Origin of the sequence: Ureibacillus sp. FSL W8-0352, from assembly GCF_038004345.1 — a bacterium.
GTDB classification, from domain to species: Bacteria; Bacillota; Bacilli; order Bacillales_A; family Planococcaceae; genus Ureibacillus; species Ureibacillus thermosphaericus.
The window spans coordinates 514,804-537,212 of sequence record NZ_JBBOQT010000001.1 but is presented as its reverse complement, the minus strand read 5'-3'; the positions used below and the strand labels follow the sequence as shown (position 1 = coordinate 537,212).

The following is a 22,409-nucleotide window of genomic DNA, read 5'->3' as shown; positions in this document are numbered from 1 at the left end:
AGTCGCAAAGGGGGCGTCTTGAAATGACTTTTCAGACGCCCCCATTTTCTAATAAGTACATGTTTATTCCTCAAATAACTTCAAAAACTCTCCGTAGCCCTCTTCTTCCAATTTCTCTTTTGGAATAAAACGCAAAGCGGCAGAGTTGATGCAGTAGCGTAGTCCTCCCAGATTCCTCGGTCCATCCGGAAACACATGGCCTAAATGGGAATCTGCTGTTTTGCTGCGAACTTCGATGCGGCGCATACCGTGGGACAAATCCAATTTCTCAACGATTTCACTCTCATCAATAGGTTTTGCAAAACTTGGCCAACCGCAACCTGCATCAAACTTATCTTTGGAACTAAAAAGCGGCTTGCCTGATACGATATCCACATAAATACCTTCTTCAAAATGTTGGTCATATTCATTTTGATAAGGCGGTTCTGTACCATTTTGTTGCGTCACATAATATTGCATTGGTGTTAACTGTTTTAATCGTTCTTCTTTATTCATTCATATCCCCCCAATGTTGTTTAATAAATTGAGCTCTACCAGATCCGATAAAATACCGTTCATAATGTTGCGGGTTTTTCTTGTAATAATCTTGATGATATTCTTCAGCTGGATAAAATGGTTTTGCTGGAAGAATTTTCACGACAATCGGTTTATCAAACTTTCCCGACTCTTCTAGACGCTTTTTAGATTGTTCTGCAATTTTTCGCTGCTCTTCATTATGATAAAAAATTGCCGTTGTATAAGACTCCCCACGATCAAAAAATTGTCCTCCCGGATCAGTCGGATCAATTAATGTCCAATAAATCTCCACTAATTTTTCATATGGAAAAACCGCTGGATCAAAGGTAATTTGTACTGCTTCTACATGACCCGTTGTCCCGGAACAAACTTGTTGGTATGTGGGATTTACCACATGTCCCCCTGTATATCCGGAAACGACTTTTTCAATCCCTTCTAGTTGATCAAACGGCTTGACTAAACACCAAAAGCATCCTCCAGCAAATGTGGCTAGTTCCGTTGGCATTTTGTTCACTCCTATTCATTTGGAATCACGATTTCTAATAGTATTCGATTATTTTTCAAATCAATTTCTTTTGCTTTCACCCTTGCACCAGAAGAAAGCGATAAGTTTGATAAATCCACAAATATTTCTTGTGCATCAGGTCGTATAATCATCCACTCAGGAAAATCAATGGCTTCATTCATTAACTTCAATACCATTGAAGAAGGGAGATTTAAACTCCCTACATTCACTTCTGATTGAACTAAATGAATATTGCCATGTTCATTGACAACTGGATCGAATTTCATGGAAACAGGTACAGTAATCCCAAATGCAATAATCTCACTGGAAATCTGAATGGCATCATTTATCTCTATATCCACCGGTAATGACGAATTTTTTAATTCTTGCGCTAAATATTTAATGGCCATTTTTTCAAAATCTTCCGCTGTCGTTTCAACATATAGGACACTATCTGAAGGTTTAAGAGATGTTTCTTTAGGAGAAGGGATTGCTGTTTCCACAGATGAAGTCGCCCAGTAAATTACGAATGCCAATAATAATACAATGGAACCTGATAATATAAAAAAGGCGACTTTCCAAACATTCATTCATCTGACACTCCTATTCAATCTTACAAATGGTTCTATCAGCACTAATCTTTTAGTATGCATCAAACTCTATTAAATATACATGCATTTGTAATATTTATTATAAGTTGATTGGAAAATTTAATAAAAGAATACGCTTATAAACATAAAAAAAGTGTCTACTCCCTTCGAACAGGTTGTTGACACTTCAATTCCAATATTTAGTTATTCTGCAAAAAACACTAATGCAATGGCTCCTCGACCGACGTGAGTACTAACGATTGGAGACGTAACCGTTACTTCAATATCACAAAATCCCGATTGTTCAATCAGTTCTTTTAACGGTGCTCCTACATTTTCCATCCCACCTGCATGAGAGATGCAGATCGATTTTACCTGTTTCCCTGTGATATGTTTTATATACTCTTTAAACATATATTTTACCACTTGACTATAACTTCTTACTTTGGCAACAGGTAGATACTCACCTTGTTCTAATATAGCAATAGGTTTAATGTTCAATAATGAGCCTAATAGCGCTTTCCCCTTCCCTATTCGGCCACCTTTGACTAGATTCGTTAGCGTATCTAAATAAATATACATTTTAGTATTGGCGCGAACTTCTTTCAACCTTTCGATGATGTCATGGACTGAAGCTCCAACTTCTCTCATCCGCACCGCTTCCCGCACTTGGATTGCTAATGCAGAGGCAATGAATTGTGAATCAAATACGGTTACCTTTGCATTGGCGATTTGTGCTCCTTGTTGTGCTGAGCTTAATGTGCCGCTTAAATTGCCAGCAATGTGTATTGAAATGATTTCATCGCCATCTTTTCCTAATTTTTCATAAATCTCTGCAAATTGTCCTGGCGCTGGCTGTGAACTTTTCGGTAATTCCTTTGCTTGATCCATCATGTCTAAAAATGGTTTAGGATGAATATCCACCCCATCAACGTATGTTTTCCCATCAATGTGCACCGTCAGAGGAACAATATGGATATCTTTTTCTAACGCCTCTTCTTTTGAAATATCACTTGATGAATCCGTCACAATATGGATCTTTCCCACTTATCCACTTCCTCTATCTAATTTGAATTATTATATAAAGCGATGATCCCGGTTGTAAAGATGACAACTGTCATAACTTTCATGGGTATTTGAAATATGTGACAAATGATAGTGTTGTATTGAAATGTATTCATGTAACCTATTCATTATTAGGAGAGTGATAAGATGAACAATATCCATCAAATTGATTACAAAAATTGGAAAGAAGAATTTTGGAATGCCATCACTCACGGAATCGGATTACTTTTAAGTATTCCTGCTTGTGTTTTGTTAATATTATTGGCTGTGCATAATGAAAGCGTCGTGCAAATTATTTCCTACTCCGTCTTTGGTGCATCGTTAATTGTGTTGTTTTGTATGTCCACTTTATTACATAGCATGCCGGAAAAATATAAAAAGTTTTTCTCCATTCTCGATCATTCCTCGATCTATGTATTAATTGCAGGTACATATACTCCGTTTTTGTTGATTGCTGTAAACGGGACACTTGGACTTGTACTATTATGTATTATTTGGTCCATTGCCTTGTTTGGAATTGTGTTTAAATGTTTGTTTATTCACCAATTTGAAACTTTTTCTTTAATATTATATTTGGCAATGGGATGGCTTATTATGTTTGCTATTAAACCGCTCTATGCATTTTTACAGTTAGAAGGTTTTATTGTACTTCTTGCCGGAGGATTGTTTTTCACAATAGGTTCCATTTTTTATGCTTGGAGAAAACTTCCTTATAATCACGCAATTTGGCATTTATTTGTCATCGCAGGATGTACGTGTATGGTGGTTTGTGTGGCGGTTTATTTGTAACAAAAAGATGATGAGGCGGATCATAGTCAATTCAAATGAGATATCCGTCAAATGAATCCAACTAATAGCAAATTAACTAAAACGAGACTGCAATGAAGCGGATATTAACCAAATCCGCTATGATAATAGTTAAAGTCGTCTCGATAATAGTCATTTTAAATCAGATATTAGCCAAATAAATCTATTTAATAGCCAACCATTAAAAATGAGATGGTTATGAAACGGATAATAGTCAAAGTCGCCTCGATAATAGTCATTTTAAATCAGATATTAGCCAAATAGATTCATTTAATAGCCAACCAATAAAAATGAGATGGTTATGAAGCGGATATTAGTCAAAGTCGTCTCGATAATAGTCATTTTAAATCAGATATTGGCCAAATGAATCCTTTTAATTGCCATTTAACTTAAAGAAAGTGCATTCCAAACTTTAATGGAAAATAGTCAACTCGAATAAAATAATGGCCATTCTTCAATCGAGTAGGAGGGAGTGATTAGCTCCCGTCCTCTCACACCACCGTACGTACGGTTCCGTATACGGCGGTTCAATTAAGATAATTGACGCAAGTTTTCATAACTTCCGTGAATAGCTGTTCTCTTTATGCCAGTGGTCACTCCACCCTCCAAGAGGACTCCCACGGGATTCACCGCTTCCTTCCTCAAGTGAGGTACTATGTTTTCTGTGTTCATCATGACTCACTGAATGCCAAGGGCTATTCTCTCTTAATTGTTCGGTCCTTCTTAGTAGTTCTAAACCAACTAATACTATGACCTCTGCTGACTTCTGACGGTTCAGCTACTTATCACTAAGTAGGTTATGAAGCGAACTTCACCTATCCGCCAGACCTCCCCGGGTAAGTACATGCACTTTCACACCATCTATCCGCCTCATTTACTCGATATGACCTTCGACAGAAAGAGCTTTGTTTTGTTTCGCAAACTCACTCAATCATACCTAGCCTTATATGAGGTTCGTGTTCCTCGGACCGGTGTTTTGCCTCCAGCTTCCTTCAGATTCCGCGTCACCACGGACACCCTTGCTCTTGGCTAACCTCTACTTCTGTCTTCGGGGTTCGGGACTTACACCCTATAGTTCATGTACATGCCGGGCGCACAAAAGAAAAAAGTGCGAAATAGTCGCACTTTTTTCCATTATCATACTGGACTTACTCCATGTTTACGCTCTGAGAATACGAGATATTTTGAAGAATAAGCATGAAGTCTTGCAGTCAATACTTGACGCAACTCATTTGGCTCGATGACATCGTCCACAATTAATTCTGAAGCTAACTTATAAATATCGATTTCTTCACGATATTCATTTCGTTTTTCTTCAATAAATGCTTGTTGTTCTTCTTTTGGCAGTTGAGTGATCTTATTCGCATAAACCGCATTCACTGCCGCTTCAGGTCCCATAACTGCAATTTGCGCTGTTGTTAATGCAATCACACAATCCGGTTCAAAAGCAGGACCTGCCATTGCATATAATCCAGCACCGTATGCTTTTCTCACAATGATTGTAATTTTTGGAACTGTCGCTTCACTCATCGCAAAAATCATTTTTGCTCCATGGCGAATGATTCCTTGTCTTTCCACTTGAGTACCAATCATAAATCCTGGTACGTCCGCCAAGAAGATTAATGGAATATGGAAAGCATCACATAGGTTAATGAATTTAGCCGCTTTATCAGCAGAATCGTGGAATAATACGCCGCCTTTGACTCTCGGTTGGTTCGCTACAATTCCAACCGCTTGTCCATCAATCCGCGCAAAACCAGTAATGAGTTCTGCTGCAAACAGCTTTTTCACTTCACAGAACGAACCTTCATCAATGATTCGATCAATTAAATCATACATATTGAAAGGTACGTTTTGATTTTTTGGAATGATCTCCTCAATTGTTTTTTCGAATTGAGCTGGCAATTTTGGTGCTTGTACTGGAGGTTTTTCGCGATAATTATTTGGGAAGTAGCTTAAATATTTTCTTGCGTATTCAATCGCTTCTTCTTCCGTCTTTGCAAGAACATCTCCACAACCAGATATAGAGCAATGCATTTTTGCTCCGCCCATTGTTTCTAAATCTACTTTCTCACCAATTACCATTTCAGCCATTCGAGGAGAACCTAAATACATGGATGCATTACCATCCACCATGATGACCACATCACAGAATGCCGGAATGTAGGCGCCACCTGCTGCAGATGGACCAAATAATAAACATACTTGAGGTACTTTACCCGATAGCTTTACTTGGTTATAGAAAATGCGCCCCGCTCCTCTTCTTCCTGGGAACATTTCCACTTGGTCAGTAATACGAGCTCCTGCAGAGTCAACTAAATAAATGATTGGACAAGCTAGTTTCTCAGCAGTTTCTTGAATGCGCAAGATTTTTTCAACTGTTCTTTTACCCCATGATCCTGCTTTTACCGTTGAATCATTGGCCATAAAACAAACTGTTTGTCCATGGATTTTGCCTATCCCAGTTACAACTCCATCTGCTGGCAAATCTCCTGCCATTACGTTTGCAAATATGCCATCTTCAATTAATACATCCTCATCAAAAAGCAATTTAAGTCGATCGCGTACAAATAATTTCCCTTGCTCTTTATTTTTTTGATGGTATTTCTCATGTCCACCTTTTTTAATTTCTTCTATTAAATCTGCGTGGGATTTTTTTGTTACCGTATCACCCATGAATGAATCCTCCTTTGGCTCTGAAAGCGTAAATTAAGTTATCTTCCTACATATTGAGGTTGTCTTTTTTCTTGGAATGCTACTAAACCTTCCATACGGTCTTCAGTGTATAGCAACTCGTTATATGCAAGTTCTTCGATTTTTAATCCCGTTGTTAAATCGACTTCAATCCCTTTATTAATGGCAATCTTTGCTTGAATAAGTGATAACGGTGCATTTTTGGCAATTTCTCTAGCCAGTTCTGTCGCTCTTTTTAGTAAATCTTCTTTTTCAACGACTTCGTTGATGAGATTGATTTCAAGGGCTTCGCTTGCTGTAATTCTTCTTGCTGTATAAATTAATTCTTTCGCCTTTCCAAGACCAATTAAACGAGGTAAACGCTGCGTACCACCAGCACCTGGAATAATGCCTAAGGAAACTTCCGTTAAGCCCATTTTTGCCTCACTGCTGGCAATGCGAAGATCGCACGCTAGAGCTAATTCCAATCCGCCGCCGAAAGCAACGCCGTTTAAAACAGCGATGACTGGTTGTGGCAGAGCTTCTACTCGATTGACCGTACTGCCAATGAGTCTTACTGTTTCACGAACTTGTTGTTCGTTCATATTTTTGCGCTCTTTTAAGTCTGCCCCAGCGCAAAAGGCTTTATCACCACTGCCGGTAATTAATACAACACGAATTTCTCGATTTTTAGCAACCTCATCCAAACATTCATTGAGGTCCGTCAATAATTGAATGGACATCGCGTTTGCTGCTTCTGGCCTATTTAACGTAATGAGACCAATGCCCTTTTCGATTTCGTTAAACTGTACGAGCGTTGTCAACGTTAGCGCTCCTTTCATTTCTTGCAATTTCCATTTGCTTTGAAACTAATTTCTTACCAATTTTTTCTTCAATGAAAAATGCTGATTCGATCAGTGCTTCTTGATTAACGCCAGTTTCGATGTTCATGGCAGAAAGCATGTATAATAAATCCTCAGTGGAAACATTTCCTGATGCTCCTTTTGCATATGGACATCCACCAAGCCCACCAGTTGAACTATCGAATGTCGTAATACCCATTTCTAAAGATTTCACTACATTTGCGAGAGCCGTACCTCTCGTATCATGGAAATGCATGGCAAATAGATTTGATGGGAAGTGTTTTAATAATGTAGAAAGTAAACTTTCCACTTGCGTTGGAACCCCGACTCCAATTGTATCTCCTAATGAAATTTCATAAACGCCCATTTCCGCTAATCGGTCCACTACTTTTAACACCTGTTCTGGTGAAACAGGTCCATCATAAGGACAACTAATCACCGTTGAAACGTATCCGCGCACTTTTACATTTGCTTTTAACGCTTCATCCACAACTTCTTTTAATACAGGAAACGTCTCATCAATCGTTTTATTAATATTGCTTTTATTATGGCCTTCACTAGCGGACATAAACACACTGACTTCATTTACGTTGCAAGTTAAAGCCCTCTCAAGCCCGCGAATATTTGGAACTAAGGCAGCATACGTTACTCCCTTTTCTCGATTGATTGACTTTAATACTTGCTCACTGTCAGCTAATTGTGGAATCCACTTCGGATGAACGAAGGAGGATACTTCAATATAGTCTAATCCTGTTTTACTTAATAAGTTGATCCAATCCACTTTGTCTTGTGTCTCAATGAACTTGGATTCATTTTGCAATCCATCTCTTGGACCAACTTCTTTAATTGTCACTTTCGTTGGAAGATGCATCCTTTTCACCCTATTCGATTTCTAAAATGTCATCATCTACGTTAATAAAATCGCCTTCTTGAACAAAGATTTTTTTCACAACTCCTGCTGCTTCAGAAACAATCGGAATTTCCATTTTCATTGATTCTAAAATTACAACATCTTGTCCTTCTTGTACTTGTTCACCTTCAGATACAACAATTTTCCAAACTGTTCCTGCCATATTTGCTTTTACTACTGTCATCATAATCCCTCCAAATATTATTACTAACGAAATGAAAAAATATTGAATAGCTGTTCAATGATGGAAAGAAAAGCTATTATCATTGAACAGCTTCAATTTACTTACTTAACCTGAAATTCAGGTAGATAATATTCATCTACAAAGCTTGTAGTAATATTGCCTTTTCTAAATTCTTCGTGACTTGCAATTTTCATAAGCATTGGAATATTTGTCTTAATTCCTTCTAGCTTGTATTGTTTCAATGCTTCAACTAAACGTTCACATGCTTTTTCGCGCGTCTCACCGAAACAAATCAATTTACCAATCATCGGGTCATAGAATGGCGTAACCGCTGATCCTGATTCAACAGCACAATCGTTTCGAATTCCTTCCCCTTTAGGCAATTCCAGTAAAGTAATTGTTCCCGGTGAAGGATAAAACGTAACTGGATCTTCTGCATAAATTCGCGCTTCAATCGCATGTCCTTTCATCTTGATTGAATCTTTCGAAATCTCCAACGGCAACCCTTCTGCAACCCGAATTTGTTGTTCTACAAGGTCAATTCCCGTAATTTCTTCCGTTACAGGATGTTCCACTTGCAATCGAGTATTCATTTCTAAGAAATAGAAATTTTCTTTGTCGTCTACTAAAAACTCAAATGTTCCAGCATTAGTATAGCCAATATACTTCGCTGCCTGAACAGCTGCTTCTAACATTTTTTCTCGCGTTGCATCTGAAATTGTTGGAGATGGTGCTTCCTCAATCACTTTTTGATTTCGACGTTGGATTGAACATTCTCGTTCAAAAAGCGGTACTACATTTCCATGTACATCGGCGATAATTTGCACTTCTACGTGGTGAGGATTTTCAATGTATTTTTCAATATACATCGTGCCGTCACCAAAATAAGACTGTGCTCGCTTTTTATTACCTTCAAAGGCTTTTGAAAGTTCGTCGCTATTATTAATTCGTTGCATGCCGATGCCACCGCCGCCGCTAGAAGCTTTTAACATTAATGGATAGCCAATTTGATCTGCTATTTTGATTGCTTCTTCTACGTTTTCAATAGCAACGTCTACCCCTTCGATAATTGGTACCCCTGCTTCTTTCATTTTAATCCTTGCTTCTAACTTACTTCCCATTGCAGCGATTACGTCATGTTTCGGTCCGATAAAAACAATGCCTTCTTCTTCACATCGTTTTGCAAAATTCGGATTTTCAGAAAGTAAGCCATAACCAGGATGAATCGCATCGACATTTGCATTTTTAGCAACTTCTATTATTTTTTCAATATTTAAATAACTTAAAGAAACAGGGGGTTTACCAATTTCATACGCTTCGTCGGCTTCTCGAACGAATAGGGATTCACGATCTGCCTCCGAATAGATCGCTACTGTACGAATATTCAATTTTTTGCAGGTACGAATAATTCTTCTAGCAATTTCTCCGCGGTTTGCAATTAATATTTTCTTAAACATCGGCATACTTCTCCTTCCTACTAGTGTACTAGTTTTGCAGTAAATTGTTCTCTCAACTTATATTTTTGAATTTTTCCTGATGCTGTCATAGGATATTGGTCTACAAAGAAGATATATCTAGGAATTTTATGTTTAGAAATTTTTCCATTGCAAAACTCGCGAATTTCATCTTCCGTTGCTGTTTCACCTTGCTTTAAGATGATAAATGCAGCCACTTCTTCTCCATACTTTTCATCTGGCACACCAACGATTTGTACGTCATAAATTTTTGGATTTTTATATAAAAACTCTTCAATTTCACGAGGATAAATATTTTCTCCACCGCGAATAATCATATCTTTCAAACGGCCTGTAATTCGCACATAGCCGTTTTCATCCATTGTGGCAAGGTCCCCTGTGTGGAGCCAGTTATCTTCATCAATAGCTTCTTTTGTGGCATCTGGATTATTATAGTAACCTTTCATCACGTGATAGCCACGCGTGCAAAGTTCACCTTGCGTATTAGGTGGCACTTCTTTACCAGTAGTTGGATCAATAATTTTTACTTCCACATTCGGTAAAGCTCGCCCTACTGTACCCACTTTTAAATCAAATGGATCGTCTGTGCGTGTTTGTGTAATTACTGGTGAAGATTCAGTCTGTCCATAGCAAATCGTAATATCTTTCATATTCATTTTTTGAATAACAGCTTTCATTACTTCTTCAGGACAGTTGGAACCAGCCATTACACCTGTACGTAGTGATGATAAATCAAATTCATCGAAATTAGGTAAATTCAATTCACTAATAAACATCGTTGGTACACCATGTAAGGCAGTACATTTTTCTTTCTCCACCGTTTTTAAAACTTCCATTGGATTATATTCTTGAATCGGCACCATCGTACCGCCAACGCTTACAATGGCCAATGTTCCAATGACGCATCCGAAACAGTGGAAGAACGGAACTGGAATGCATAGGCGATCTTCATTAGTCAGCTTCATACTTTCTGCAATATTAATGGCATTGTTTACGATATTGTAATGTGTTAACATAACACCTTTCGGGAATCCTGTTGTTCCGGAAGTATACTGTAAATTAATGACATCATCATAGTGAAGAGAAGCTTTTCTTTGTTCTAATTCTTCATCCGACACTTGATCTGCCAGTTTAATGACGTCACTCCAGTTGTATACTCCGTCGAATTGGTTTTCGCTTATGATGATGACATTTTTCAACATCGGTAAGCGTTTTGATTTCAATTCCCCAGGTTTACAAGTTTTTAATTCAGGGCAAATTTCGTAAACTGTATCAATGAAGCGATGGTCTTTATATTGCTCAATTAAAATGAGCGTTTTGGAATCGGATTGCTTTAATAAATATTCAAGTTCTGCAGTTCGGTAATTTGTATTGACCGTTACGAGCGGAGCACCCATTTTGCCAGTAGCAAATTGTAATGCTACCCACTCTGGTACGTTTGTTGTCCAAACGGCGATATGATCACCCTTTTCAATTCCAAGGGCCATGAGTGCTTTTGCTACTTGATTAGACCAAGCATCAAATTCTTTATACGTTAATCGTAAGTCTCGGTCTGAATAGACAACTGCCTCCTTATTAGGATATTTCTCCGCTTGCTCCTCCAACAATTGACCAATAGTTTTATAAACAAGATCAGCCATTCAGTTCCTCCTTCGAAATTTTTTAGCAACCTATTAATCTAGATATTACTAATCTTTGAACTTCAGAAGTTCCTTCACCAATTTCCATTAATTTAATGTCACGTAAATGTCTTTCCACATCGTATTCTTTCATGTAACCATAGCCACCGTGAATTTGAATAGCTTGGTTACACACTCTAAAGCCCATTTCCGATGCGAAAAGTTTTGCCATTGCTGCCTCCTTTCCAAATGGTTTATTGTTGTCTTTCAACCATGCTGCCTTATATACCATGTTGCGAGCTAATTCTATTTCCATTGCCATGTCAGCTAATTTAAACTGAATGGCTTGGAATTTAGAAATCGGTTGGCCAAACTGAACTCTTTCTTTTGCATATTTCAACGCTTTTTCATAAGCGGCTTGAGCAATCCCTACAGAAAGAGCTGCAATGGAAATTCGTCCGCCATCTAATGTTTGTAAGAATTGGCTAAATCCTCGCTTCGGATCTCCTAACACGTTTTCTTTTGGGACACGAACATTTTCTAATACAATCTCACAAGTGTTAGATGCACGAACACCCATTTTGTCATAATCGCAACGAATTTTTACACCAGGAGCATCAGTAGGAACAATCAGAGAGGTGATGATTTTCTTTCCATCTTCTCTTTTACCTGTTACAGCTGTTACAATTACTTGTCTAGCGTATCCAGCATTCGTAATCCATTGCTTTTCACCGTTGATGATATATTCATCACCAACTAGTTCAGCTTTCGTTTGAGTACCACCTGCGTCAGATCCAGCATTTGGTTCTGTTAAACCAAAGGAACCAAGTGTTTCTCCTTTCGCCATTGGAACAAGCCATTTTTGCTTTTGCTCTTCTGTTCCGAAATAATAGATAGGTGATGCACCCAAACTGATGGCAGCAGCGTAACTTAGTCCTGTACCGCCACAAGCTTTTCCGATTTCTTCAACCGCAATCGCATAAGAAATCGTGTCTCCTCCTGAACCGCCGTATTCTTCCGGGAACGGAATACCTAGTAGTCCAAGTTCACCCATTTTCTTAAATGTTTCAATTGGGAATGTGGAATTTTCATCATGTTCTCTTGCATACGGTTTAATTTCTTTTTCTGCAAAATCTCTCACCATTTCTTGAATCATTAATTGTTCTTTTGTTAATTCGAAATTCATGAACATTTCCCCCTATTTTAAAACCGACTAGTCGGTTTGTTTTTGACCTATGATTATTCTATTAATTGATTTAATTGTTTGGCTTCAACCAATCCTTGCTCTGTGACAATTGAGCGGAGGATTAAATCTTTGAAAATGGCTGTAATTTCTTCCATAGTCATTGGTCCATCTTGCTTAAACCATTTGTAAGTCCAATTGATCATGCCGATAATCGCCATTGTAACAATATTGGCTGGCAATTCATTTCGAAAATCTCCACTTTCTTGCCCTTCAACAATCACCTTTTCAAGCAACTTTCGATAGCGATCTCGTTTTTCATTGATAACTTGTTTAAATTCATGATTTAGATAAGCGCTTTCTTCGTAAAAAACTGTAATGTACGGTTTATACATGTCAAAAACTTTAATGAATGAATTCAGTATGGCGGATAATCTAGAAATCGGCGTTTTATTCTCCGTGTAGGAAAGTTCCGCTTTTTCTATCACATAGGAAATAAATACATCATGGATTTCATATAGCAACTCATCTTTTGACTTATAATTGTGATAAAATCCGCCTTTCGATGTTCCCGCTTCTAAGACGATTTTATCTACCGTGACTCCGTGATAACCATGTTCCTGAAATAAGTGCAATGAAGTTTCTAAAATTCGTTCTTTAACTGATTTTTTCATTTTTTTCCGCCTTTCGGTTTCACGTTTGAACCAAGCGCTAATAGAAATATATTTATTTTCTTAGAATTTTATGACATAAAACATATAAATTTCAACAAAAAATTTTTTACCACTCTATAAGATTTGGTGAAATGCTATATTCAGCTTCTGTTTTGCTCTTTAATTCTTCCAAGGAAATGTCCTTTGATTTTTCTATTAAAACCATTCCTTCTTCCGTGAAATCAAATACAGCTAATTCCGTAATTAAACGGTCCACTACACCTTGACCTGTAAGCGGCAAAGTACATTCTTTTCGTACTTTTGGCTCTCCTTTTTTGGACAAGTGCTCCATGATTACAACGACGCGTTTCGCCCCTTGCACTAAATCCATCGCACCGCCCATTCCTTTTACCATTTTTCCTGGAATCATCCAGTTAGCCAAATCACCCTTTTCAGACACTTCCATTCCACCTAAAATCGCTAAATCAATATGTCCACCGCGAATCATGGCAAAGGATTCAGCACTATCAAAAAATGCTGCGCCTTTTACAGCAGTTACCGTTTCTTTACCTGCATTTATTAAATCCGGATCCACTTCATCCTCTGTCGGATATGGACCAATACCAAGTAAACCATTTTCAGATTGTAATAACACTTGATAATCGATTGGAATTTCATTGGCGACAAGCGTCGGCATACCGATACCAAGATTAACATTCATGCCATCTTTTATTTCTTTCACAGCGCGTTTCACAATTTTCTCTCTAGTTGTGAGAGTCATCTTAATAAACCTCCTCTTTTTTTCGCGTTGTCTTTCTTTCAATCCGTTTTTCGTAGTGGTCGCCAACTAAAATACGTTGAACGTAGACGCTAGGCGTATGAATTTGATCAGGATCTAATTCCCCTACTTCAACCAGTTCTTCTACCTCTGCAATCGTAATTTTTCCAGCCATTGCAGCTAAAGGATTAAAGTTTCTTGCTGTTTTCCGGTAAACTAAGTTTCCTAATTTATCGCCTTTCCATGCTTTTACAAATGCAAAATCACCCACGATTGCTCTTTCTTCGATATACGTTTTTCCATCAAATACTTTTGTTGGCTTTCCTTCTGCAATAGGTGTCCCAACTCCTGTTGCTGTATAGAACGCTGGAATACCGGCACCTCCAGCACGAATTCTTTCTGCTAGTGTACCTTGAGGTGTTAATTCAACTTCAATTTCCCCATTTAAAAATTGTTGTTCAAAGGTTTTATTTTCCCCTACATAGGAAGCAATGATTTTAGAGATTTGCTTATTAACAAGCAGCAATCCAAGTCCCCAATCATCTACACCACAGTTATTGCTGACAACCGTTAAATTTTTTGTTCCCTTTCTTAAAATGGCTTCAATCGCTTTTTCAGGGATGCCACATAATCCAAATCCACCAACGATAATGGTATCCCCATCTTTCAAGTCTTGGATGGCTTCATCAAAAGATGTAAAAACTTTTGACATGTTGTGAGTCCTCCTTTATCTTTTTAGCAACTAAATATATCTATATTTTAAAAATATGTGTAATAGAATAGTTTTATACTAAATTTTTATTAGAAAAATAAATTATTATATTAATATTCTGAAAAACGTTTCCATTCCAAAACTAATGATGATGTATGATGAAATAGTGAAAATCATACCATCACCGTCATCGATGAATCAAATTCCTTAATACCCTAAAGAAGAAAATTAAAACATGAAGGAGAAAATTTTGAAAAAATTAAGATTATTTTCAATTGTTTTTATTATATTTCTTTCAATCATTTTGTTCAATAAATTTCTTATCCACTCTTTTCAATCGGACAATATCACCCCAAAAGGAGCAATAGAAAAATGAGAAAATTGAAGTTGTAGGTGTTTCTATTTGGTATATTACTACACCTGAAAATGAGGGAATGAAATAAGCAGATGAAAACATTATGTTCAAAAGTTGGGAATTCAAGGAAAAGGATGGAGCTGGTCTTTTTTGAAAAGGATGGAGAACGTTTCATTGCTATTAACTCAAATGTGGAGGAAAGAGTATGTACTTGTTAAAGTACATCGTAAAACGAAAAGTATATTAGAAAACTAACAGATACTATTATTAAATATTATTCAGAAGTAGATTTTTTGAAGTTCCATTTTTTTGATAATTGACAATTTCATCATTACAAAAAGAGCGCCAAATTCTTAGACGCTCCTTTAATCATCTGGTTATTTTTTTTCATAAACTAAATATTGAAACGTATATCCTTCATCGGCTTTAAAAACTTCACTTGATGAAACGATTTTCCATTCTTCACCGTATGCCGGAAAGTATGTATCACCTTTAAATTCATGATTAATAAGTGTAATATACAATCGATCTGCAATCGGCAATGCAAGTTTAAAGATTTGTTCTCCGCCGATAACCATGATCTCCTGAGCATCACCCGCAAGTTTCAATGCTTCATCGAAACTTGAAACCACTTCAATCCCTTCATGAGTATATTCTTTGTTTCTAGTTATCACAATATTTCTTCTCCCAGGCAAAGGCCGTCCGATCGATTCAAATGTTTTTCTCCCCATAATAATTGGTTTTCCCATTGTTTTTTCTTTAAAATATTTTAAGTCCCCAGGTAAATGCCAAGGCATTTGATTTTTATATCCAATTACTCGATTATTGTCATGTGCTACAATTAGTGAAATCATGTTCTCTCTCCTATTTTAAATTTCATTTTATTTTTACCTTGATTCCATGATTTTCAGTAAAATTTCTTCATACATACTAGTCATTTATGCATAATGTTTAATTAATTATACAAAAGGTTTCATGGAAAGGATTCATTTTGATTTATCTATTCTTGTTTCTCTTTTTACAACAACTGCACCTAAAATTACTCCGATTGTTGTTGCTAACATATTTACTATTATTTTGATTTTTAATGATAAATCATTATTCACTAGCGTCGCATAAATAAATTTTGAAATTTCAGATTTTATTTTTCTGGAAAATTAGCGAAAAACGAAACACCTAAATAAAGGTAGTAATTACCTATAGCTTAAGACGAGTGCAACAACGACAAATCAACCTTTAAGGAACGCTCTTCCTTTCGATTTTCCGTAACCAAATGTGTGCAGATTTCCATAAAGCTGCTTTCAAATATCGACTTATTTGTAACGTACTTCGGTCACTATTCGTGTTCAACTGAGCTAACACATTTAAACAGTATACAATCATCGCTACGTATACTTGGTTGTGTACGGCTTGTTCACTGTGGCCGTAGAACTTCTTGATATTCAAGTGTTGTTTCATCCATTTGAAAAAGAGTTCAATGGCCCAACGTGACTTATAGATTTCGGCGATTTCATCTGCATCCATATCAAAACGATTCGTCCGTAAATAAAGTTCATTTCCTTTTGTATCCAACAATTTGATGAGACGGAACGCGTTTTCAGAACGATTTTGCGTGGTTCCAATCACCACCATTTCATCGGAGAATACAGGCGAATCTTCAGGTAACGAAAATCGTTCTAACACACGGACGACAGCGTTTTTTCGTAAACGTGAAACAAAGAAATACCCATCATCCGTCATACGGTCAAATCGCTCATAATCTAAGTATCCCCGATCGAACACGTACAGGCATTCTTGATGATCAATGAATACCTCTAATTGACCACGATCATGTTCGATTGCGTTTGTCAGTACGGCCTTGTCGGGATAAGAAAGTCCTTTTTCCATGAATACAAGACGCAAGTGAAGCTTCACGCCCGATTTTGTTTTTCGGAACTCTGCCCATTTGTGGTTCGTCAAATTCAGTGGCAATGTACTCGAATCAATGATTTTTAGTGTCGTTGTCAGCTTTCTTCGCTTTTGAAAATGTGTTTTCTCATGAATTTGAGCCACTAAATCAAGAAAAATCGATTGAAAGAAAACTGTTGGAATGGCATTGATTCGTCTTCCTAATTGGGAAAAGCTAATCGACGGAAGACCTGTTGCACGTTGTAATTCTTCAGAAAAAACAGCGTCACTTAAAGCTCGCAAACTATCGGTTTCATGGAGTTGGGCATACAAAAGCAGTTTCATAAATGAAGCCATATAAAGCTTCTTTGTATAGTAATCTAATTGATAGGCTTTCACCATATCGTCAAATAAGTTGAAATGAATTGGTGAAAACCATTGTTCAAATGATATTTTTCGTGTAAACTTATCCTTGTTTTTGTCCTTTGTATTGGATTTGGATGGTTTACTACCACCCAACCATTATAAAGGATTTTTTTTTTGGAAAAATATAGTTACAGAAAATTCAGATTTATTATGTCTATTGATATTTTTTATGCGACACTAGTGATTGAATTAACTCATTTCCTTCAAATACTCTCTCTTATATTTCATTGTAGCAAACAAAGCCACAAAGCAATGGAAGTTGGAAGTTTTCCATTCTTTTGTGGCATTTATCAAATCAAATCCATTATTACTCTTAAACTGCTACAGGCGCTTTGATGGTTGGATGTGGGTCATACCCTTCAATCGACAAGTCATCCAACTCGATATCAAATACCGATTTTTTCTCAGGATTAATTTTTAGCGTTGGGAGGGCTTTCGGTTCTCTAGAAAGCTGTTCCTTCACTTGTTCTATATGATTTAAATAAATATGTGTATCGCCAAAGCTATGAATAAACTCTCCTACTTCAAGTCCGCATTCATGAGCGATTAAATGCGTCAACAATGCATAAGAAGCAATATTAAACGGCACACCTAAAAACACGTCTGCACTACGTTGATATAGTTGACATGATAATTTCCCTTCTGCCACATAAAATTGGAATAACGTATGGCAAGGTGGCAGCGCCATTTCATCCACTTCAGCTGGATTCCATGCAGAGACAATTAATCGGCGGGAATTTGGATTTCGCTTAATTTGCTCAATCACATTTTTTAATTGGTCAATCGTTTCACCGTTGTCATTAGGCCAACTTCTCCATTGTTTTCCATATACCGGACCTAATTCACCATATTTTTTTGCAAATTCATCATCCGTTAGTACTTTTTCATGGAAGATTTTCATTTGCTCATCTAACACTTTTGCAAACTCTTCATCCTTTGCTGCACGTAATCCGAAGTCGGTCATATCCGGTCCATTATACTCATTTGATTCAACCCACTTTTTAAACGCCCATTCATCCCAAATGTGGTTATTATGCTCGAGTAAATAGCGAATATTTGTATCTCCTTTAATAAACCATAACAATTCGCTAGCAATCAGTTTAAAAGGTACGCGCTTCGTAGTTAATAATGGAAAACCTTTGCTTAAATCAAAGCGCATTTGATAACCAAAAATGCTGATTGTTCCTGTCCCTGTTCGATCTTCTTTCTTCACTCCCGTATCTAAGATATGTTGCAATAAATCTAAATACGCATACTCAGGATGGCGCATATCAATACACTCCCATCTATGTAAATTCTAGTTCGTAATCATTTTTCCAAACTTACAGCAATTTATGAAATAATATTGCGTCATCGAAAAAAGAACTTTTCTTATCATATCATAAAAGAAAAAAGATTGGTTTCAAAATGAAAAATGAATGGATTTGTAAAATGTTGCATATAATTACTTTCTAAACATATCTTCAATCGGAGGGATTATAATGGATGCAGATTTTTTAATTGGTATCGGACTTATTTTATATACAATATACTTAACAACCCTTTGCTTTACAAATTAACAATAAAAAAAACGAAAAGCTGATTCAATGAACTCGAATCAGCTTCTCCATTTGTCTTTTACCAAATATCCTCATTGGAACTATTTCATTTTATCATTCCCATCATTGATAACAATATTTTTGCATCGTTATTCAAATTTTTTAGTGTATTTTCCCTTAATAATAATTGTTCTTTTTCTCTTAAAAATATCTTTAATCCGCTAATATCGAATCGACTTGCATAAGTATTAATGACAGTAATGGCATGTAATTCATCTTTTGTTAACGTTTGTTCCACCGATTCAAATTTCTGCTGAACAAATAAAAGAATTTCCCGAGCATTACTGTTAAGCAAATGTCTATTTTCATAAACAGTATCAAAGTTTTCCTCTATGTATCTACGAGCTGTACCATAATCTAATGCATCAACAGCGCCATTTATCCTAATAATCAAGTTACTCAACAACACTACTAAAGACCTCCTTGACATAATAACATATCGGTATAATAGTAGTATTGTTTAGCCTATTTTTAAAGAAATTGGATATAAAATAAAATAGGTATTTTTGACAATATACCCCAATTTTTGAAAATAAAAAAATACCACCCATTTTTAGGTGGTATTGGATATTAAGAAAGCCATTTAGGTGGAGTATTTTTAGAATAGTAAATATCCCCAATCGTATGATGGGATGCAAAGTGATCCTCGTGAGTATGATAATGGAAGTTGTAATAATATCCTTCTTGAGGACGCTTTTCCGTACGAACATGGAATCGAAGTAAGTCTTTTCCGCTTATACCATCCGTAATATGAAATATTTTTTCAGAATAATTTCCGCCCGGTTTTTCAGAAATTGTTAAATAACGTTTTGATTCATCATCCAAATTTGATAAGGTAGTAGAAATAATTCTTTCTATATTTGGGAAAATCTGTTGTTCGAATTCATCTTCAATCACCGGCGTAATTTTTGAACCAAATTTTATGTATGATTGTTCACGTGCAAGTTGAATAATTGCATCAATTGGATCATAAGATTCTTCAATACTTTCATTTGCTTCTTCAACATTTTTATAATCGGAACTAGGCGTTCGATTCGAGTCTTGTCCATTTTCTAATACATCCCAAATGGAATGATCAGGCGTAATGAACCCTAATGTTAATAAGGCAACGGTAAATACGAGTACTTTTTGCCACCACTTTTTCAAGGACCTCACCAGCTTTCTATATAAATCTACTATCATTATTTACGATTTTCTATGAAAAAGGTTTCCTAATTTAAGTTTTCATAGTAAAATTACTAGGGAATCGACTATTGTTTTCTATTAGGGAGGGATAAGGAATGGCCTCAATTACTATTGCCATTGGTCTTGTTCTTTATTTAGGATACTTAACTTCATTCTGCTTTTCTAAATAAGTCTTGAAAAAAGCTGCGTCTCGTGGCTTTTTTTGTTTATTGGAGGAGCACTGCTATGAATCTTTGAGAGTAGCAGTGCAGTTACACTTAAATTCTCAGCAACTCCGCGATATTCTCAACTAGTTCCAACACAAGTTGTTTTGCATCTTTCATTGATTCTTCTATCGAACTCGGTCCTTTACATATTGAGAAAGCCGCGGCTAATCCTAATTCTCTTATTTCATTTCTCGATAATTCAATATTGCCGCAAACCGCCACAACTGGGATATGATGCAGATTGGCAAGTTCACAAATTCCTTTGATTACTTTTCCATTAAGGGTTTGATGATCTAGCTTCCCCTCCCCTGTGATGACAAAATCCACCGTAGGAAGCAACTGATCTAATTGTAAATATTCAATTAATATGTCAATGCCTTGTCTAATTTGCGTTTTAAAAAGTGCCAAAAAAGATGCAGGAATTCCCCCAGCAGCACCAACGCCTTCGCGACTTACAATCTCCTTACGAAATTCTTTTTCTAATACGTTTCCATAATGTTCAAGGATTCCATCAATTTCGTTTAAACGCTCTTTGGCAATGCCTTTTTGCGGTCCGAATACGAAAGTCGCCCCCCGCTCTCCACAAAGAGGATTATTTACATCCGTCGCCAAAATAAATTCACATTCAAATAGCCTCGGATCAATCTTTTGTAAATCAAGTGAAGCAATTTTTTGGATATCCGTTAATGATTCAATTTCTACAGGTTTATTGTGAACATCTCTGAACGACACGCCCAATTCCAAAAGCATCCCAACACCCGCATCATTCGTAGCACTACCGCCAAGGCCGATAATAAAGGTACGACAGCCTTTATCTAAACCATATAAAATAAAATTTCCTACCCCATAGCTAAATGATTGATAGGGATTTCGTTCATCTTCCGATACAAGTGTTAACCCTGTACTTTTTGCCATCTCGATAAACGCCATTCGTTTTTGTAAGTCAAACGCCATTTTTCCTTGAATCGTTCGCCCCAACGGATCTTTGACGTTTACCAACTCCACTTGGAATGAATGCACAGAACAGATGCTTTCTAAAAAACCTTCTCCTCCATCAGAAATCGGAACTTCGATTACTTCTGCATCCATGACGTTGTTCATCCCATGGCGAATTGTTTGGCACAATTCAATAGATGAAAGAGAGCCTTTAAAGGAATCCGGTGCAACTAAAACTCTCATATTTCCAAACCTTTCGTCACAGGCGTAATCGGTTCTTTACCCGATAACACATTGGCAATATTGTTCGCAGCGAGTTCCGCCATTTTTGTTCTCGTTTCATATGTAGCACTGCCAATATGAGGAAGCAAGATGACATTATCTAATGCCAATAACCCTTCCACAATTTTCGGTTCATGTTCGTACACATCGAGTGCCGCCCCAGCGATTTTTCCTTCTTTTAAATGTTCATATAACGCTTGTTCATCAACTAATGGCCCACGGGATGTATTAATTAAATAAGCATCTTTTTTCATGAGATGTAATTCTTCTCGCCCAATCAAATGATAGGATTCTTCATTTAATGGTGCATGGATTGTGATATAATCGCACTCTTTTAACAACGTTTCCAAATCGACATATTGTGCATTGTATTCTTGTTCCTTTTCTTTCGGCAGCGGATTTCGATTATAATAGTAAACCTTCATATTGAACCCTTTTGCTCTTTGACATACAGCTGACCCAATTCTCCCCATCCCTATGATGCCTAATTTCTTTCCATATACCATATTGCCGATAAATAAATGCGGAAGCCAGCCGGTAAACTTCCCTTCCCGAACGAAATGATCGGCTTCAACAATTCTTCTTGCTATTCCAAGAATCAGTGCCCATGTAAGGTCTGCCGTTGCATCATTTAGAACATCTGGCGTGTTTGTTACGACGATGCCACGTTTTTCTGCAGAAGCAATATCGATATTGTTATAGCCAACACCGCAATTGCCGATAACTTTTAACTTTGATGCTTGTTGTAAAATGTCATCTGTAATGAAATTGTTGACCATCGAAAGCACGGCATCTTGATCTTTTATTTTGTCGAGTAACGCTGGCCCATTCAACGTTTCTTCCTTTTCCCAAACTTCCACTTCACCCACAGATTTTAATATGTTTAATGCTGAATCACTAATTTTACTCGTCACAAAAATCTTAAACATTTCTACCACTCCTCTTCTACATACATATTCTCGGTTTTTTTTAATAATCCTTCTGTCGAAACTTTTTCGAAA

At 36.8% G+C, this 22,409-nt stretch carries 23 protein-coding genes; 1 reads left to right on the top strand and 22 read right to left on the bottom strand.

Going from position 1 to position 22,409, the window contains the following annotated elements:
• Positions 1–63 precede the first annotated feature (63 nt).
• The 4 genes from msrB to NST98_RS02710 form a co-directional block, all read right to left on the bottom strand.
• A complete protein-coding gene (gene msrB / locus NST98_RS02725) occupies positions 64–495 on the bottom strand; it encodes a peptide-methionine (R)-S-oxide reductase MsrB (protein ID WP_340714366.1) in 432 nt (143 codons plus the stop codon).
• Entirely contained in the window at positions 488–1,021 is a 534-nt protein-coding gene (gene msrA, locus NST98_RS02720; RefSeq protein ID WP_016839349.1) for a peptide-methionine (S)-S-oxide reductase MsrA, read from the bottom strand. The genes msrB and msrA overlap by 8 nt, the downstream gene beginning before the upstream one ends.
• An 11-nt stretch (positions 1,022–1,032) precedes the next feature.
• Positions 1,033–1,611 carry a YpmS family protein gene (locus NST98_RS02715; RefSeq protein WP_340714365.1) on the bottom strand — a complete coding sequence of 193 codons (579 nt, stop codon included), beginning with the start codon at positions 1,609–1,611 and terminating at the stop codon, positions 1,033–1,035.
• Positions 1,612–1,815: 204 nt separating this feature from the next.
• Entirely contained in the window at positions 1,816–2,658 is an 843-nt protein-coding gene (locus NST98_RS02710; protein WP_340714364.1) for a DegV family protein, read from the bottom strand.
• A 165-nt stretch (positions 2,659–2,823) separates the two neighbouring features.
• On the opposite strand from NST98_RS02710, the gene trhA reads away from it, so the two are divergent.
• On the top strand, positions 2,824–3,465 hold the full coding sequence (gene trhA, locus NST98_RS02705; protein ID WP_016839346.1) for a PAQR family membrane homeostasis protein TrhA: 642 nt from the start codon (positions 2,824–2,826) through the stop codon (positions 3,463–3,465).
• 549 nt (positions 3,466–4,014) lie between these two features.
• Here trhA and NST98_RS02700 read toward each other — a convergent pair.
• From NST98_RS02700 to NST98_RS02615, 18 genes are all read right to left on the bottom strand, one after another.
• A complete protein-coding gene (locus NST98_RS02700; protein ID WP_340714232.1) occupies positions 4,015–4,158 on the bottom strand; it encodes a hypothetical protein in 144 nt (47 codons plus the stop codon).
• 462 nt (positions 4,159–4,620) lie between these two features.
• On the bottom strand, positions 4,621–6,159 hold the full coding sequence (locus NST98_RS02695) for an acyl-CoA carboxylase subunit beta (RefSeq protein WP_340714363.1): 1,539 nt from the start codon (positions 6,157–6,159) through the stop codon (positions 4,621–4,623).
• Positions 6,160–6,197: 38 nt separating this feature from the next.
• A complete protein-coding gene (locus NST98_RS02690) occupies positions 6,198–6,980 on the bottom strand; it encodes an enoyl-CoA hydratase (protein ID WP_016839344.1) in 783 nt (260 codons plus the stop codon).
• A complete protein-coding gene (locus tag NST98_RS02685) occupies positions 6,958–7,890 on the bottom strand; it encodes a hydroxymethylglutaryl-CoA lyase (RefSeq protein WP_340714362.1) in 933 nt (310 codons plus the stop codon). The genes NST98_RS02690 and NST98_RS02685 overlap by 23 nt, the downstream gene beginning before the upstream one ends.
• Before the next feature lie 10 nt (positions 7,891–7,900).
• Positions 7,901–8,116, bottom strand: coding sequence for an acetyl-CoA carboxylase biotin carboxyl carrier protein subunit (locus NST98_RS02680; protein WP_340714361.1), 216 nt, complete (start codon positions 8,114–8,116; stop codon positions 7,901–7,903).
• A gap of 98 nt (positions 8,117–8,214) precedes the next feature.
• The gene (locus tag NST98_RS02675; protein WP_340714360.1) at positions 8,215–9,570 is read right to left on the bottom strand and encodes an acetyl-CoA carboxylase biotin carboxylase subunit; all 1,356 of its coding nucleotides are present in this window, start codon (positions 9,568–9,570) and stop codon (positions 8,215–8,217) included.
• 20 nt (positions 9,571–9,590) lie between these two features.
• Positions 9,591–11,228: an AMP-binding protein gene (locus NST98_RS02670; protein ID WP_340714359.1), complete on the bottom strand. Its 1,638-nt coding sequence runs from the start codon at positions 11,226–11,228 to the stop codon at positions 9,591–9,593.
• 22 nt (positions 11,229–11,250) lie between these two features.
• On the bottom strand, positions 11,251–12,393 hold the full coding sequence (locus NST98_RS02665; protein ID WP_340704064.1) for an acyl-CoA dehydrogenase: 1,143 nt from the start codon (positions 12,391–12,393) through the stop codon (positions 11,251–11,253).
• 53 nt (positions 12,394–12,446) lie between these two features.
• Positions 12,447–13,064 carry a TetR/AcrR family transcriptional regulator gene (locus NST98_RS02660; RefSeq protein WP_096550922.1) on the bottom strand — a complete coding sequence of 206 codons (618 nt, stop codon included), beginning with the start codon at positions 13,062–13,064 and terminating at the stop codon, positions 12,447–12,449.
• Between the two features lie 106 nt (positions 13,065–13,170).
• Positions 13,171–13,824, bottom strand: coding sequence for a CoA transferase subunit B (locus NST98_RS02655; protein WP_340714358.1), 654 nt, complete (start codon positions 13,822–13,824; stop codon positions 13,171–13,173).
• Position 13,825: 1 nt separating this feature from the next.
• The gene (locus NST98_RS02650; protein WP_340714357.1) at positions 13,826–14,533 is read right to left on the bottom strand and encodes a CoA transferase subunit A; all 708 of its coding nucleotides are present in this window, start codon (positions 14,531–14,533) and stop codon (positions 13,826–13,828) included.
• A 732-nt stretch (positions 14,534–15,265) separates the two neighbouring features.
• Positions 15,266–15,742, bottom strand: a complete 477-nt coding sequence (folA, locus tag NST98_RS02645) for a type 3 dihydrofolate reductase (protein ID WP_016839334.1) — start codon at positions 15,740–15,742, stop codon at positions 15,266–15,268.
• A gap of 382 nt (positions 15,743–16,124) precedes the next feature.
• Entirely contained in the window at positions 16,125–17,294 is a 1,170-nt protein-coding gene (locus NST98_RS02640; RefSeq protein WP_340714356.1) for an IS4 family transposase, read from the bottom strand.
• 220 nt (positions 17,295–17,514) lie between these two features.
• Positions 17,515–18,471 (bottom strand): thymidylate synthase, encoded by a 957-nt coding sequence (locus NST98_RS02635; RefSeq protein WP_340714355.1) that lies wholly within the window; start codon positions 18,469–18,471, stop codon positions 17,515–17,517.
• Between the two features lie 374 nt (positions 18,472–18,845).
• Complete coding sequence (locus NST98_RS02630) at positions 18,846–19,208, bottom strand: hypothetical protein (protein WP_340434882.1); 363 nt, start codon at positions 19,206–19,208, stop codon at positions 18,846–18,848.
• Between the two features lie 161 nt (positions 19,209–19,369).
• Positions 19,370–19,945, bottom strand: coding sequence for a YpjP family protein (locus NST98_RS02625; protein ID WP_340714354.1), 576 nt, complete (start codon positions 19,943–19,945; stop codon positions 19,370–19,372).
• A gap of 296 nt (positions 19,946–20,241) precedes the next feature.
• Positions 20,242–21,369 carry a glycerate kinase gene (locus NST98_RS02620; protein ID WP_340714353.1) on the bottom strand — a complete coding sequence of 376 codons (1,128 nt, stop codon included), beginning with the start codon at positions 21,367–21,369 and terminating at the stop codon, positions 20,242–20,244.
• A complete protein-coding gene (locus NST98_RS02615) occupies positions 21,366–22,337 on the bottom strand; it encodes a 2-hydroxyacid dehydrogenase (RefSeq protein ID WP_340714352.1) in 972 nt (323 codons plus the stop codon). The genes NST98_RS02620 and NST98_RS02615 overlap by 4 nt, the downstream gene beginning before the upstream one ends.
• Between the last annotated feature and the right edge of the window lie 72 nt (positions 22,338–22,409).

Bases quoted from the DNA above. Each gene is read 5' to 3' on its own strand.
- msrB (WP_340714366.1), bottom strand. From the start codon at position 495: ATGAATAAAGAAGAACGATTAAAACAGTTAACACCAATGCAATATTAT.
- msrA (WP_016839349.1), bottom strand. From the start codon at position 1,021: ATGCCAACGGAACTAGCCACATTTGCTGGAGGATGCTTTTGGTGTTTA.
- folA (WP_016839334.1), bottom strand. From the start codon at position 15,742: ATGATTTCACTAATTGTAGCACATGACAATAATCGAGTAATTGGATAT.
- NST98_RS02655 (WP_340714358.1), bottom strand. From the start codon at position 13,824: ATGACTCTCACAACTAGAGAGAAAATTGTGAAACGCGCTGTGAAAGAA.
- trhA (WP_016839346.1), top strand. From the start codon at position 2,824: ATGAACAATATCCATCAAATTGATTACAAAAATTGGAAAGAAGAATTT.
- NST98_RS02695 (WP_340714363.1), bottom strand. From the start codon at position 6,159: ATGGGTGATACGGTAACAAAAAAATCCCACGCAGATTTAATAGAAGAA.
- NST98_RS02700 (WP_340714232.1), bottom strand. From the start codon at position 4,158: ATGATGAACACAGAAAACATAGTACCTCACTTGAGGAAGGAAGCGGTG.
- NST98_RS02685 (WP_340714362.1), bottom strand. From the start codon at position 7,890: ATGCATCTTCCAACGAAAGTGACAATTAAAGAAGTTGGTCCAAGAGAT.
- NST98_RS02675 (WP_340714360.1), bottom strand. From the start codon at position 9,570: ATGTTTAAGAAAATATTAATTGCAAACCGCGGAGAAATTGCTAGAAGA.
- NST98_RS02665 (WP_340704064.1), bottom strand. From the start codon at position 12,393: ATGAATTTCGAATTAACAAAAGAACAATTAATGATTCAAGAAATGGTG.
- NST98_RS02620 (WP_340714353.1), bottom strand. From the start codon at position 21,369: ATGAGAGTTTTAGTTGCACCGGATTCCTTTAAAGGCTCTCTTTCATCT.
- NST98_RS02670 (WP_340714359.1), bottom strand. From the start codon at position 11,228: ATGGCTGATCTTGTTTATAAAACTATTGGTCAATTGTTGGAGGAGCAA.
- NST98_RS02615 (WP_340714352.1), bottom strand. From the start codon at position 22,337: ATGTTTAAGATTTTTGTGACGAGTAAAATTAGTGATTCAGCATTAAAC.
- NST98_RS02650 (WP_340714357.1), bottom strand. From the start codon at position 14,533: ATGTCAAAAGTTTTTACATCTTTTGATGAAGCCATCCAAGACTTGAAA.
- NST98_RS02715 (WP_340714365.1), bottom strand. From the start codon at position 1,611: ATGAATGTTTGGAAAGTCGCCTTTTTTATATTATCAGGTTCCATTGTA.
- NST98_RS02660 (WP_096550922.1), bottom strand. From the start codon at position 13,064: ATGAAAAAATCAGTTAAAGAACGAATTTTAGAAACTTCATTGCACTTA.
- NST98_RS02680 (WP_340714361.1), bottom strand. From the start codon at position 8,116: ATGATGACAGTAGTAAAAGCAAATATGGCAGGAACAGTTTGGAAAATT.
- NST98_RS02635 (WP_340714355.1), bottom strand. From the start codon at position 18,471: ATGCGCCATCCTGAGTATGCGTATTTAGATTTATTGCAACATATCTTA.